This window comes from Magnetofaba australis IT-1, from assembly GCF_002109495.1.
Lineage (GTDB): Bacteria > Pseudomonadota > Magnetococcia > Magnetococcales > Magnetococcaceae > Magnetofaba > Magnetofaba australis.
Window position 1 is genome coordinate 531486 of the sequence record NZ_LVJN01000021.1, and the last position, 14756, is coordinate 546241.

Genomic DNA, 14756 nt, shown 5'->3' on the forward strand with positions numbered 1-14756 from the left:
ACAAGATCAACAGCTACACCGTGATTCGGACCATCCCTGGTCCTCACCCTTCGGGCTCGCTGCGCGAGTCCGATTTGGCATTCCTGCCCAATCGTGGGCTCTGTCCACACCCGCTTAAGGGTCACAGACCCTTAAGAATCCCGCCTCCGGCCAGCCGGAGGCCAATAGTCAGCGCAAGCTTTACCTGTGTCACGCAAACATTGAGGAGCCTGTGCAATTCTGAATTGCGGTGACTATATATTGGACGAATGATGCATTCATTCATCACTATTTGTTTAGGCCTCTCCTTTTATCTTTTTCCTTATTGGCGCTCTTGTTGAGCTTGAACGTTTGAAGGAGAAGACCTGATGCTGTGGACAAGCGTTTTTAAAAAGCTCCCCCCGTTTTTCATCGCGACTTTGGCGCTCCTGCTTCTGCTCACGGCGCCGTCTATGGGTTCCGCTGCGAGTCTCTCCCAACTCTCCGCCAGTTTGACGCAATCCCCGGATTTTCGCGTGCGCACGCAGGCCGCTTTGGCGTTGGGCTCCAGTGGGAACAAACAGGCGGTGAATATTCTGTGCACTGGTTTGAACGACTCCAACACCACCGTGCGCACCGCTGTGGCCGCTTCATTGGGGCGTTTGAATCAAGGCGGGCAGGAGTGTTTGAATCAACGCGCGCAATCCGAGACAAACGCTGGGGTGAAACGCGCCATTCAGCAAGCCTTGGCGAAAATGGGCTCCGGGCAGGGTGGCTCTTCTTTGAGCTCCGTGCGTTATCTCTTTTTTGTGAACGGCGTGCGCAATCGTTCCTCTGTTGATGCCGGAAAAGTGACGCAGCATATTTTTGCTTATTTGAAGCAAGGATTGACCAAGAGCGATACGCTGGTTGTCTCTGCAGGCGCGGTCAATCAATACGCCGCTCTGTTACAACAGTCCCCGGCAACCCGCGCTTATTATCTCTCGCCTGCTTTTTCCAATGAGTTTCTTAACGGCGTGTTAAAAGCGAAACTTGATGTGTCGATTATGAAATATCCCCAACAAAACATCGTTGGTTCATTGACGAAAAAAACATCGATGAACAGTGGTTCAGCCACTGAGCAGAATATCCTGCGTTTACTCGGCGCGGCATCTAACGCCATGGCCTCCGCTATTACACAATCAGCGCCCAGATTGCCTTGAGGAAAACCATTCTGGTTCCAGCAATTCTGGTCTATGTTTGCGTATGAATTGAGCAGATGACTTGAAGGATTGTTGGTATGACCATGCATCAGAGTTCACATCATCGCCAACGCGGAATCATCCGCCATGGCGCGCTCGGCGCCGCTTTGGTCGGGCTCCTGTTTGCAAACGGTTGTGGCGGCGGCGGGGGAGGAAGCAGCAGCAGCACCACCACCACTGTCACCGCCACCACCGTGACCGGCTATTTTGTCGATAGCGCCGTCTCCGGGCTGACCTACGCCACCCCCTCCCAGGGAACCTCCACCACCGGCAGTGACGGCAGCTTCAGTTACCAATCCGGTGAAACGGTCACCTTCTCCCTGGGCAATCTCACCCTGGGCTCCGCCACCGGCGCGTCCTCCATCACCCCATTGACTCTGGCGGGCGTCACCGACGCAGGCAACACCACCGCATTGAATATGCTGCGTCTGTTGCAGACGTTGGATTCCGACGACAACGCCGATAATGGCATCACCATCACGCAGACCATGCGCGACCAGGCCAGCTCTTTGGGCGGCGTCTCCATCTCCGATTCCAACTTCGCCAGCGACTCCGCATTGACCAGCTTTTTGAGCAATGTGAAGGGCTCCTCCTCGCTGGTGTCGTCACTGTCGGCGCTGCAACACTATAACGGCGCCAACGGCGCGGGCGCTGCATCCACCAATAGCAATCTGTCGGTATCCGCATTGGGGGTGAATGAGAGCTCGTTTTTACTCTCGAGCAATGTCGTCTCCTACCTCCTGCTGCTCAATGGCCCTTCCGTGGGCTCCAGCGGCGTCTCCGTCTCTTCGGTCACCAGCCCCTCCTCCGGCACGCTGACCACGGTGAAAAGCGGCGCCACGTATCATTGCGGCGCCAGTTTCTGCACCATGCTACAACCGCAGGTTCCCACCCAGGCGCCGCTCTCCACCGGTTTGTGGAGCTATAATCTCAGCAACTCCTTGAGCAGCAGCGATGCGGTCTATCTCACCACCCGCAGCGGTTCGGTCAACAGCAACGCCACCTTTATCCTCAAACCCTATCTCGTCAGTGGAACCTATACGGAGTCCGATATCACAGCGGCGTTTACCCGCGCCAAAGCGATTATGAGCAACCACGGATTGACATTGAACGTGTTGGATGTGACCAGCATCCCCGACAGTCAATATCGTTCGGTCTCCACCTCCTATAGCGACGCCACCACCAGCTCGTTGATCTCCATTGGCTCCAAGGATGTGATCAATGTGTTCCTGGTGGATGACTTCACCAACGCCAGCGGCGTATTGGGCATCGCTCCCGGCATTCCCGGCACATTGGGGCTCTCTGGCGCGGGCAACGGCTATATGGTGAGTCTGAGCGCGCACCTGATTGGCGGCTCATTGGAGACCACCGTGATGGGGGAGACCATCGTGCATGAGATGGGGCACTTTTTGGGGCTGTACCACACATCGGAGTCGGGCGGCGCGTCGTTTGATCCGTTGGATGATACGCCGGAGTGCGCCAAATTCATCAATATTGTCTCCAATTGCCTGAGCAAAGATGGCCTCAATCTGATGTTTTGGACCGCGCCGACGGATCTTGCGCTGGATCCGGGCAATCTGACGTCGGATCAATTGACTGTGTTGCGTTATTCGCCCATGGCGCAGTAGGAGAGTCGTGATGATGACCCGTCATTTCATGCGTATTTTGCCCATAGCCGCTTGTTTAAGCGTGAGTTTGACCCTGGGCGTTGCTCTGTGGCCCGCTGCGGCGCTGGCGCAGCCCAGTCGCGCCGAAGCGATGCAGGCGCTGGCCGGAGTGGAGTGGACGCTGGAGACTGACGCCATCACCGCTCTGGGCGATGGCGCCGAGCAGACCTTGATGGCAATCGCCGATGATGATTCCTTGTTGAACGTCTACCGCATTCGCGCGTTGATGGCGTTGAAATTGTTCCAAACCAGCGATGTGGCGGACTATCTGGAGAGTCGTTTGGCGGTGTGGTCCAACGACGCCCTTTCGCGCCGCACCATGGAGAGTTTCTCCGCTGGGTTTGCGCAGACCTATCCGCAACGGGTGGCCAGCGCATTGACGCCCTATCTGGCCAACGGCAACCCCCATCTGCGCATCACGGCGGCGCGGGCGTTGCGCAGTTTGAATACTGCGCAGGCGCGTGTGGCGGTGAACGCCTATTTATCCGATCGCGCCCAATCCTGGGAAATCGAAGCGTTACAAAACGAGTAGAGGATGGATTTATGTTGGAGAATCTGGATCCGCAACTGGTCTCTTACGGCATGATCGCTATCAGTGGTCTGGCTGTATTGATTGGATTTTTTAAGATCATCGGCCACGGCGTGTCGCTGTTTTTGTGGCTGGCGCTGGTTATTGGCGGCGTGTTTGGTCTGAATGTGGGTTTGCAGCAGCAGGGCGTGACCCTCTCCGGGCAGGTGACGGATAAGATGCTGTCGGCCCTGGAGCCGGGCGCGCAGCTCTCCAAAAGCGCCGTCCAGGCGTTCTGCGCCCGCATGACCGAAGAGGCCGATAAGAGCGACTCCCCCACTGGGGAGAACAAGTAGTATGGCGCGTGGCCGACAGGGACGGCGGCAAGCGGACGCCAATGAAACCATAAGCAGTGATGACAGCGTGCGTTTGGATCGTTGGCTGTGGGCGGCGCGTTTTTTTAAAACCCGCCCCCTGGCCACGGAGGCGGTGACCGGCGGTCATGTGCATGTAAATGGGCAGCGGGTGAAACCGGCCAAATCCCTGCGCGTAGGCGATGAGCTGGAGATTCAAAAGGGGCTGTTGACCTTCGTGGTGACAGTGCAGGATTTGAGTCAACAGCGCGGCCCCGCCAGCGTGGCGCAGCAGCTCTATAGCGAAACTCCAGAGAGCGCCGCCAAACGTGAGCAGGAGGCGGAGATGCGCCGTATGGAGCGTCTTTCCCGTCCAACGCTGCAACCGGGACGGCCCAACAAGCGGGACCGGCGTCTGCTCAGTCGCGTTCAGCAGCGTTGAATGGATTATACGCCTGTGTAAATCACGGCCTGTTTTTTGCTTTTTCCAAATATCTGCTCGTTTATCATGAGACGGGATGAGTTTTGGCGCATATGCTCTTCCCCATCGGATTTTTCCACATTTCTTTGAGATATTCGCCTCTATGAATGACGCCTTTGATGACAACACCCGCCGCAGCCACTTTCGTCTGGAAGATAATCTGGATATTCAGGTGCGTAAGCGCGTCTCCAGTGAAAAGCGGCGTATGGCCATCCGCGCCAGCCGCGTGGATGCGGGCGCTGGCATCTGGCAGGCAACCCAATTGGCGGATTTGAGCGGCGGCGGCTGTTCGTTTCAGCTTCCTGCTCAAGCGCTGCGGGAGGGTGATGAGGTGGATATCAAAGTCTACTTTCCTGAAGAGAAGCGCGAAGATCCCATCACCTACCATGCGCAGATCGTGCGTTGCGTCAACGACGAGAATATTTTTCAAATCTCCTGTCGATTCATGGAGTTGCGTGATACTGACCAGGAATGGATTCAGCAATATATCGTGCTGCGACAGCGTGAGCAGCTCAAAGAGCGCGCCGATCGCGTGTGGAACGACGAGCAGGAGATTTTAGAGGAGATCGCAGAGTTGGATCAGGAGGAGGCGCTGTTTCTGCAAGACGCCGCCTCGGCGGCGGATAGCATTCCAAACACCGCCGCCATTGTTGAAGAGATCGTTAAGCAGAAACCGAAAAAGCGCTTCCGCTTCGGCGACCCCCTACCCACGGCGGCGGCGGAGCCGGAGATTCATGCGCCTTCGGAGGAGGATCGGCATGAGGATGCCGGTGGCGGTGAGCAGCGGCGGCATATCCGCTTTGATGGGACCATGCCGTTCAAGTGGAAGCTGATCTCTGCTTCGGCGTTTGACAAAGCCATCAAGGCTATCGAACAGCATCAACAGCCGTTGCCGGTGTTCGATAATCAATACGCCGTGTTCGATACCGAACGCTTGGACGCCAGTTTGGATATTCTGGATCGCACCAATCCCATGGTGGCTGACGTTGCGGATGCTTTCTGGGTGCGGGTGGACAGTTTGTGCGCACAAGTGGCGGATCATAAAAAGGTGAATCTATTCGTCCCGTTACGTCAGCAGTTGGACGAGTGTGTGCACCGTTTCGCCAATCTGGACTGGATCAGTATGATGCAGGCTGATGTGCTTTCTCGCAGCCATCAGATTCTGGAGGATCTGGTGGCCTCCAACAGCGTGGCGCCGCAGACCGCGCGGCGACGTCAGCGGGAGGAGCTCAAGCGGATTCGCAACGATCTGCGTACGCTCAAACGCATGGATCCCACGGGACGCGATGGTTTGGAGAAATTGGTGGAGACGCTGGCTGCGGTGGCTGATAAATTCCGCACGGTGGGGCCGGAGACGATTTTTGGTCATCGTCCGTTGGATGTGAATTTGAGCGCAGGGGGCGTGGCGTTCCGCGAGTTGGCGCGTCAAACATCCGGTTCCACATTGGGCAAACAGGTCAAGCCGATTCCGGTCTCCAAAGAGGATAAGGTGGCGGTGCATATTGGCCTGCCCGCCGCGCCTTGGCGTTGGATTACCGCCTTTGGCCATGTGGTGGCGGTCAAATCCCTGGCCAAGCGCGTATTGGGCCAGGCAGAGTCCCCGGATGGCGTGAATGTGTTGCCGCCCCGACGCATTGCTATTGAGTTTTTGGGGGTGCTGGAGGAGGATCAAACCGCCATTAATCGCTATCTGCAGGATCAGCAGTTGGAGAAACGACGCCGCGCTCGCTGGCAGTGAGTTGATCGCCTGATGGAGCAGACGTAGATAAAATATATAGTCGCTTGAATCCAGAATGACACAAATCCAAAGATCTCAATGTTTGCGTGACGTTGGTTCAGCTTGCGCTGACTATGAGACAAATTTCCAGAGGAAATTTGTCGGGATTCTTAAGGGTCTGTGACCCTTAAGCGGGTGTGGGCGGAGCCCACGGTGTGGTTGTTGATCTTGGGGAGCTCGAGGGCTCCGCCCTCGATATCTTCCAGCGCCCATATGTTCACTTTTGGATGCTAGCGACTATATTTAGATCGCGCCCGCTACAGCGAATTGTGTGCTGATGGTCGTCTCCAGATAGAGCGTCGCCCCGCCATTAGTGTAGACATCCAGGGTAACAGACTGATCATAGTGCGGCGGCGTATAGGACACCGTGGTTTGATAGGCCCAGCCAGTGTCGGTCATATTGGCCAGATCATCGCCATCGCCCAAAATGGCCAAGGTGTCATCATCGGAGACATCCAGAATCTCCAACGCGCTGATATCGATGCTATTGGCGCCGGTTCCATGCAGGTCCACCGCCTCAATATGGCGAACCAGAGTGTTGTTGGTGGGATCGGCCACATTGACCCCGGCGCCGGGCACGCTGAGGATGTCGAACCCGGATCCGCCATCCAACACGATGTCGTCGGTATCCCAGATCAATAGGTCATTGCCCGCCCCACCGTTGATATAGTCCGGACCTGCTTGACCATCCAACACGTCGTCGCCATCACGTCCCATGAGGTAATCGGTTGTGTTGGCGTCGGTGGAGCCGGTCATGGTGTCGGCGCCGTTGCTGCCTAGCAGATGGCCCGCATTGACGAAATCGCCGCCAAACAGGAAATACCCTTCTCCTGCGCCATAGTAACCAGAGTACATCTCAGCAACAAACAGATCGCTGAATCCATCGCCGTCAACATCCCCGCCGCCTGCCGCGGATTTGAAGCCTTCACCACTATATTGAAAACCCGAGATTTTAAAACCGTTGGAGCCGTCAATATTATCCACGTAGAAGTCTTGTGAGAACATGCTTCCGCCATACACCACATAACCAACGCCTGTGCCGTAATAATAGTCTTGAGAAGCGACTAGAATATCATCACACCCATCGCCATTGATGTCGCCAATGCCCTCTAGCGTGGAGCCAAAAGCCGCCGCGTAACCTGTCGAGCCATGGATGGTGAATCCATTGGAGCCATTCACCTCTGCTGTGGTGATGAGGTTGTCGGTGGTGTCGGGGTTGCTGCTTGAACCAAAGATCACGGTGACGGCGCCATCGCTGCTATTGGCTCCTGGCGCACCAATGGCGAAGTCGTCATAACCATCGCCATTCACATCGCCCAACCATGCCACCCGGTCGCCAGCAAAGTCGCTGGCGGTGGCGCCTTGAACGTAGAATCCAACGGAGTTGCTGGTGACATCGGTGATATAAGTGAGATCAAACTGACCGCTTGGAGCCACCGTAGTGAAGCTGGAGCGGCCATAAATGACGAACGTTTCTCCCGAAGAGGTGCCCAAAGAGCCATCGGCGGAGCCAATGAGCAGGTCGTCGTAACCATCATCGTTGAAATCGCCGCTCAAGGAGGCGCTGGCGGCAAATCGCCCGCTGACGCTTGGACCAATAATTTGGAAACCGTTGTTTCCATCCAGAGTGCTGGTGGAGAAAACACCCGCATTAAAGTTGCTCCCATCGCCGAAAATGACGTAAACCGCCCCCTCTTGTGAACTGGCCGTTGAATAGCTGTACTGTTTATCCAGCAGAACAATATCGTTATATCCATCACCATTAATGTCGCCGCCATCTGCTACGACAAAATCGGCTTGTGTTCCGCCACTGCCGCCTTGTTCAATGGTAAATCCGCTTGTCCCATCGGTGAGTGACGTAATGGTTTGCGAACCGCTGTAAGTGCTGCTGGAGCCATAGACAATGTAGGAGTCGCCATAGGCGTTGGACGGCGCATAGTAGGCGCCTATAAGCAGATCATCAATGCCATCGCCATTGAAGTCGCCCGCCTTGGCCAGCGAATCGCCGATTCCATAGTTGCTCCCGCCCTCGATGACAAATCCATAGCTGGTGGAAGAGAGGTTGGAAAGCAGGGTTTCGGACGGGTAGGCGCCTGTGCCGCCATAGATAACGTAGACCTTACCTGAAAAGTCGGTGCTTCCAGCGTGCGGCGCGCCAATGACGAAATCATCCAAGCCGTCGCCATTGAAGTCCAGCATGGTGGAAGCGATGCCGAAATAACTCGTTGCGCTTTGATAGTCCAGCTCTCCTTCTACGGTAAAGCCGTAATGTTTGCCATCATCGTAGTTGGTGATATTGCGCGTGCTGAGCAGATTGGGCGCCGACATGCTGAAGTTCGTGGTGATATCCCGATCGATGAACAGCTTGGAGGCGCCATTGGAATAGTGCGCCATGGTGGCGCTGACATCCCATTTGGAGATGTAGATGGAGCCCACGTAGTACCAGCCGCTGTCATTGACCTCCACATTGTCGCCCACATCACCGGTGATGCGCAGTCGGCTGTCGTCGCTGACCCAGGTGGGGCTCCATTTGTTGACCACCAGGGTGTCGCCGGTGATCTCATTATCGAGACTAATGACCTCGATGCCATCCAGATTCAGGGGGTCGGAACTGGTGGTCAGGTCCACATAGAAGTAGTTGGAGAAGCGCAATACATCGTATCCACCGCCGCCATCGATGCTATCGACGTTTGTGCCATCGCCCAGGTCGGAGATGAGGATGCGGTCATCTCCGGCGCCGCCGGAGACGCGATCGATGCCGTAGCCCGCATCAATCAGATCGTCGCCTTGGGCGCCAAACAGCACATCGTTGCCAATGGAGCCGGAGAGTTCGTCATCGCCTTCGTCGGCGAAGATCCAATCACCGCTATCGCTGGCTTGGATGACATCATTGCCAGTGGTCCCACGTTGGGTAAAATTGCCACGGAAGTCATCGCCATAGAAAATATAGGAGTTGCCTGCCGCCGTGTAGTTGCTGTTCTCGCCATTTGCATAGGGCGCGCTGAGGATCAGGTCATAAAAGCCATCGCCATCCACATCGCCAGCCGCCTTGGCGCTATACCCGAACCATCCGCCCGCAACTGCGCCATTGAGGGCAAAACCGTTGCTGCCATCCAGCGACGCCAAAGAGATGGTGGCGGCGGTCATGCCGGTTTGACCAAAGATGAGATAGGCGCGCCCGGAGTCGGTATAGCCGTTTGTATCGGCATAGTAAGCGCCAATGACCATGTCATCGACGCCATCGCCATCCACGTCACCCGTATAGGAGATTGAACCGCCCCCCAACTCTTCGTCGGTGTAACCCGCAGTGAAGATCATGCCGGCGCTGTTGCTCACCAGGTCGGCGGGATCCATGGAGGCGATGCCGCTCCAAGCCGAGGAGCTGCCAAACGCAACGTAAACTTCGCCACTGGTGGTTCCCACTTTGGGCGCGCTAAAGGCGATATCGTCCACGCCATCGCCATTGATGTCGCCCACATCGCTGACGCGATAGCCCAGTTGGCCCGTTTGCGACGCTGCGAACACCACACCATCGGTGGCGGCGAAATCGTACAGATCCACTTGGCTGGATTGGTTGCCTTCCGACTGGCCATAGACAACGTAAACCTTGCCATATCCTGTGCCATACTCCTGGGTGGCGCCGATGATCAGATCGTCATAGCCGTCATCGTTAAAGTCTCCCATGCCCGCCACGCTCCACCCCAGCGCGTCGTCAGCGGTGGAGCCAATGATGGCGAAACCGGCATCCGTGGAACTGGTTGGATAGAGGCTCGATGTATAGATATGCGAACTGAACCCGTTGCGGCCGCCATAGATCACATAGGCGCTACCGCCGCTGGTTACAGTAGTGGATTGACTGTTGCTATAGGGACTGGAGTAGTACTCCCCCACAATAACGTCATCGATGCCATCGCCATTGATGTCGCCAGCCGCATTGACGGAGAGTCCAAGTTTGCCGCCGCTGTTTGCGCCTTTGATGACAAATCCATCATATCCATCAAGATCTTTGAGATTGAAGGCGGCGCCAAATTGGGTATCGCCAAACACCACATAGGCGGCGCCCTCCGTGCTGGCGCCGTAGTCGGGCGCACCAATGATAAAGTCATCGATACCATCGCCATTGACGTCACCAGCGTAATTGACGCTCCAGCCAAAATTCGCCGCGCTTGCGTTCATGGTGTCGAACAAGGCAAAACCATTGGTCCCATCCAGGTTGCTCAGCACCAGATCGCCGGTTCCGCCCGCTGGTCCGCCAAACACCACATACGCTTTACCGTAATTATCGCCAGCGCTGTAGTCCGCCGTGGGCGCGCCGATGATGAAATCGTCGTAGCCGTCGCCATTCACATCGCCAATGTAGTTGGCGGAATTGCCGGCGTTATCGCCGCTGTTTTCGCCATAAATGGCGCGATACATGGAAGTGGAGAGGGTGGAGATGTCCGCTTCCCCGGGCGCCGCTACATGGACAACGACACTGGTGGTTCCTGTCAGCGATTGGGTGTCTTGAATGGAGTAGGAGAACCCGGCGGAACCGAAGAAACCGCTGTCCGGGGTAAAGGTGACGGTGGTTCCGTTTAAGACATATGACCCATTAAACGCGCTGGAAAGTGAATCAAAAGAGATCGAGTCGCCAGTGTCGGAATCGTAATCATTGGCCATCAGAGCCGTGGTTTCCACATTGACGGCGGAGCCCATGGTGGTGCTCAAAAAGTCGCTGACGGCGACAGGATAGTCGGCCACCGATGTGATGGTGAGCGAGGCCGTTTGCAGTTGATCCGTGGTCAGCTCCAGGAATCCGCTGGTCAGTTGCCCCTCTTGATCGGAGATCGTTTCAAGAATGTTGGAGGAGAAGCTGTGATTAGCTGAGGCGTTATCGAACACAATGTTGAGTTCGTACTCGCCATAGTTGTCGCTGCCATAGGTGGCGGCGGTGAGCGGATTGCCGTCTGCGGAGACAACGATGAAGTAGAAACCGTCGCTCTGGACTTGATAGGTCAGATAGGGATCAAACGTGGTGAGACTGCCCGCATCCAGCGTTCCGCCATCGCTGTTGGAGGCGATGATCGTGCCGGAGGAGTCCATCAGCGTGAGCTGAAAATCCATGTCCGCATTGATATTGGCGCCGCTGTCGCCGCCATCGATATCAAAAATCACCGTTTCGCCCGCAAACAGCGCCAGAGAGTAGTAATCGGCGTCGGAACTGTAGTTCATGGCGCCGTTGATGCGGCCAAACGGCAGGGAGCCCCCTCCATAGACGTTGGCGTCGGAATCTCCGGTTGTAATGTTGGCGTCGTTGATAAATTTCGATGTGGAGCGCGACCCGTTGGAGCTCCACTTGACTCCGGTTGGTAGCGTCCCCGTCCAGTAGGTGAAGGTGTAATCGCCAAAGGCGTTGGGGTGCGGCGAGTACTCAAACGAGCCGTCGCTCAGCAGAGAGAGGGCGCCCTGGTCCGGCGCGGCGGCCAGATAGTAGCTGGAGCCCGCGCTGGCGCTGGGCAGTTGACCGGACAGCAGCGTATCTTCCGTCGCGGTGTAGGTGGACGCGGCGTCGGTGATGCTGATGGTGACCGAGATCGTCGCATTGAATTGGTCGCTGACTTCAACAATGAAGCTCTCTGTGCCTTGATAGGTGGCGTGGGGCGTATAGGTGAACTCCCCGGTGTTGGCGTCCAGCACCAATGTTCCATTGCTGACGTCCTGCACCAGATTGAAAGTGAGAACCGCGCCATTGTCGGGGTCGGTGACGTCGACGAAGTCGGTGAGCGCAGAGTCATTGGCGATGGTGAATTCGGTCTGCGCATTGGCGGCCAGGCTCGGCGCGTCATTAACGCCGGTCACCTGCAAGTAGACCTGTCCCAAATCGCTGTTGCCGTCGGAATCCACCACCTCATAGAAGAAGGTATCAACAGCGGTTTCGCCGTCGGCCAGATAGTCATAAGCGCCATTGGCGCGGTAGAGGATCTCTGTCTGATCGCTGCTGAGGGTCAAATCCCCCTGCAGTTGCGTCACATCGAAGCCATCCAACGCGATGGACAGATTGGAGACGCCTTTGTCATCGGTATCGTTGGCAAGCAGGCCATCGAGGGTGATGGTCCAAACGTCCGCGGCGCCAACGGCGCGGGCGTCATCAGTGGCGGTTGGACCCGTGACGCTGCCTGTATCAGTTCCGGTGTCAGTTCCCGTATCAATTCCCGTGCTGGTTCCCGGAGCGGAGACATACAGGCTGACTTGACCGACATCCCAAGCGCCGTAGCTGTCTTCAATGGTGTAGTAAAAGGTATCGATGCCCGTTTCATCTGTCGCCAGCGCATCAAAAGCGCCATTGGCGTTATAGATCAGTGAAGTCTGATCACTGCTAACGCTCAAGCTACCCAGCAGATCGGTTGTATCCAGAAGATCCAACACGAAGTGAAGATTGGTGACGCCGTTATCATCGCCATCGTTGATCAGAAGATCGCTGATCAGGATCTCCCAGTCCCCCGATGACTCCACGGAGAGGGAGTCCGGGTTGGCGACCGGCCCGGAATTCGAGGTGGTGGTGGTGTTCGTTTCTGGCGTGGTGGTATCGCCGGTCGTTCCCGTATCGCCGGTCGTTCCCGTATCGCCGATTGTGACGATATCGTAGGTCGTTCCCGTGTCGCCGCCAGTGGTGTAGGTGACGCCGCCGGTATCGCCGCCGGTCAGCCCCAGGAAGTCGCCGCCGCCGGTATCGAATACATTGATGTAGGTTGTATCCGTACCAGTGGTCCCGCCATCGGCGCCGGTGGTCCCGCCATCGGCGCCGGTGGTCCCGCCATCGGCGCCGGTGGTCCCGCCATCCGTACCCGTCGCGCCGCCATCGGCGCCAATGGTTCCGCCATCCGTACCCGTCGCGCCGCCATCGCCTATGCCGAAGGGATCATTGGCGTCTGCGCCGCCATCCACGCCTGCGCCATCGCCCGCCTGCTGGCCATCACCCGCTTGTTGGCCATCACCGCCTTCCGCGCCTTGACCATCGATTTGCGCGCCATCGCCCTCGCCGCCGCCTTCAGCAAACGGATCCGCTTCGCCGCCTTCGATTCCCTGCCCCTCTTGACCGCCTTCCGTTTGCGCGCCATCGCCCTCGCCGCCCTCGGCGCCGCCTTCAGCGAACGGATCCGCCTCCGCGCCTTCCAGACCCTGGCCCTCACCTTCAGGGTTCTGGCCTTCACCTTCAGGGTTCTGGCCTTCACCTTCGGGATTCTGACCATCGCCTTCGGGATTTTGACCCTCCCCTTCGGCGCCCTGGCCTTCAGGGTTCTGACCATCGCCCTCAGGATTTTGACCCTCCCCTTCGGCGCCCTGGCCCTCCCCTTCGGGCGGCGCAGTCTGTTCCGCAGTGGGGTCAGGTTCCGGTTCCGGCTCCGGCTCTGGTTCGGGGTCGTCCTGACGCTGCTCGCGCTCCTGTTCGACCTTCTGTTCGTGCTCCTGCTGTTTCTGCTGGAAGCTGTCGTTGGACAACTGACTGTTCAATTTGGCCTGAAAGGTGGGCGGCGCCGGGGCCGGCGCGCTGGGCGCGCCGCCGGTCACCGAGACCGCCGTGGCCAAACCGGGCTGCGTCAGCGTAACGGTGCCATTCCCGAACACATCGGAGATATCCAGAATACCCGCGGTGTGCACCACGGTGGTTTGACCATCCGGGGTCACCTCACCCGCCAGTTCTGAACCACGAATGCCGACGATGGCGGCGGGGGTTTTGATGGTGGAGTGCTTGCCTTCGTGCACATGACCCAGCTCGCCGCTCTTGTAGCGGAAGATGCCGGTGATCACAGTGGCGGCGAAGGCGCCTTTGCCCGCCGCCGGTTCAAACTGGTAATCATCCATGATGGCGCGGGCGTTCTCACCCAGCTGGAACTCCGTGCCATCCTTAAACACCACTTTAACCAAGCCGCCGGTGACGGTTTTGAGCATGTCGCCGGTCTGGATCTCATCGCCATTGTTCAGAATGCGCAAACGGCCATCAGCGCCGCGCGCAAACGCCTTACCAGCCAGGTTGTCCACCTTGCCGACGCTCTCGGCGCCCACCATCAGCGCCGCCCCTTCCATGCCGCCTGCTCCCGGCGGCAGCAGCGCTTGCACCATCTCGCCGCTAATGGCCGAACCATTGGGCAGCATCAGCGGCGGCAGATCGCCGGATTCGGTAAAGTAGTCGGCAATGTGCAACTGCTCGCCGCTCTCCAGACGCAGAATCAGGTCGTCGCCATCGCGCACATAGTCGCCTTCGGTGGCGTAGCGCGGATTATCGAGGCGCACCTGTCCATCAATGACCTGGGCGCTGGCGTCATATTCCGGCGCCGCTGCATCCGGGTTGGGCCGCCAGACGTTTTGGTCCGTGGGCTCATCGTTGGAAGAGGCGAGAAATTCGGTGGTGGTGTCCATGATTTGCACTGCCCGATTGATCCCGTATGCATCCAGCCGGGATGGAAAAAACCGTGAGTCGTGACCAGGGTAAAACGCGTTGAGATTGGTAACGCCGTTTTATGCAGCGCTGCTCCACTCCCTGGATTGCCGCAGTTACACTATATACGATTCGTTTATGCACAGAGAACCAATTCCAGTGTAAACTGGCCTAGATTGGCGAACTCTATGCAATTTGCGTTATGCTATTGTTGACGTTGCGTTATGCGCTGTGCTGTTGATCCTGCGAATGCAGCGCGATTATTTACCAATCTCGCAAAAATTGTTCCCGCTCTCCTCGCTACAGAATGCGGATGCCGTCATGAAGCGTTTTGTCTCATTTTTCCTTTTGTTTA

7 protein-coding genes are annotated in these 14756 nt (G+C 57.2%); 6 read left to right on the plus strand and 1 reads right to left on the minus strand.

Annotated features, from left to right (window positions below; all coding sequences use genetic code 11):
- Positions 1-347: 347 nt before the first annotated feature.
- The 6 genes from MAIT1_RS20975 (at position 348) to MAIT1_RS21000 (ending at position 5946) form a co-directional block, all read left to right on the plus strand.
- Positions 348-1160: a HEAT repeat domain-containing protein gene (locus tag MAIT1_RS20975; RefSeq protein WP_085447069.1), complete on the plus strand. Its 813-nt coding sequence runs from the start codon at positions 348-350 to the stop codon at positions 1158-1160.
- A gap of 77 nt (positions 1161-1237) precedes the next feature.
- Positions 1238-2827, plus strand: coding sequence for a zinc-dependent metalloprotease family protein (locus MAIT1_RS20980; protein ID WP_085447071.1), 1590 nt, complete (start codon positions 1238-1240; stop codon positions 2825-2827).
- A 10-nt stretch (positions 2828-2837) separates the two neighbouring features.
- Positions 2838-3398: a hypothetical protein gene (locus MAIT1_RS20985; protein WP_085447073.1), complete on the plus strand. Its 561-nt coding sequence runs from the start codon at positions 2838-2840 to the stop codon at positions 3396-3398.
- 11 nt (positions 3399-3409) lie between these two features.
- Positions 3410-3730, plus strand: a complete 321-nt coding sequence (locus MAIT1_RS20990; RefSeq protein ID WP_085447075.1) for a hypothetical protein — start codon at positions 3410-3412, stop codon at positions 3728-3730.
- Position 3731: 1 nt separating this feature from the next.
- Positions 3732-4169: an RNA-binding S4 domain-containing protein gene (locus tag MAIT1_RS20995; RefSeq protein ID WP_085447077.1), complete on the plus strand. Its 438-nt coding sequence runs from the start codon at positions 3732-3734 to the stop codon at positions 4167-4169.
- Between the two features lie 142 nt (positions 4170-4311).
- The gene (locus MAIT1_RS21000; RefSeq protein WP_158089670.1) at positions 4312-5946 is read left to right on the plus strand and encodes a PilZ domain-containing protein; all 1635 of its coding nucleotides are present in this window, start codon (positions 4312-4314) and stop codon (positions 5944-5946) included.
- A gap of 282 nt (positions 5947-6228) precedes the next feature.
- On the opposite strand, the gene MAIT1_RS21005 is transcribed toward MAIT1_RS21000, so the two are convergent.
- Entirely contained in the window at positions 6229-14382 is an 8154-nt protein-coding gene (locus tag MAIT1_RS21005) for an Ig-like domain-containing protein (protein ID WP_085447081.1), read from the minus strand.
- Between the last annotated feature and the right edge of the window lie 374 nt (positions 14383-14756).

Bases quoted from the DNA above. Each gene is read 5' to 3' on its own strand.
- MAIT1_RS20995 (WP_085447077.1), top strand. From the start codon at position 3,732: ATGGCGCGTGGCCGACAGGGACGGCGGCAAGCGGACGCCAATGAAACC.
- MAIT1_RS20985 (WP_085447073.1), top strand. From the start codon at position 2,838: ATGATGACCCGTCATTTCATGCGTATTTTGCCCATAGCCGCTTGTTTA.
- MAIT1_RS20975 (WP_085447069.1), top strand. From the start codon at position 348: ATGCTGTGGACAAGCGTTTTTAAAAAGCTCCCCCCGTTTTTCATCGCG.
- MAIT1_RS20990 (WP_085447075.1), top strand. From the start codon at position 3,410: ATGTTGGAGAATCTGGATCCGCAACTGGTCTCTTACGGCATGATCGCT.
- MAIT1_RS21000 (WP_158089670.1), top strand. From the start codon at position 4,312: ATGAATGACGCCTTTGATGACAACACCCGCCGCAGCCACTTTCGTCTG.
- MAIT1_RS20980 (WP_085447071.1), top strand. From the start codon at position 1,238: ATGACCATGCATCAGAGTTCACATCATCGCCAACGCGGAATCATCCGC.
- MAIT1_RS21005 (WP_085447081.1), bottom strand. From the start codon at position 14,382: ATGGACACCACCACCGAATTTCTCGCCTCTTCCAACGATGAGCCCACG.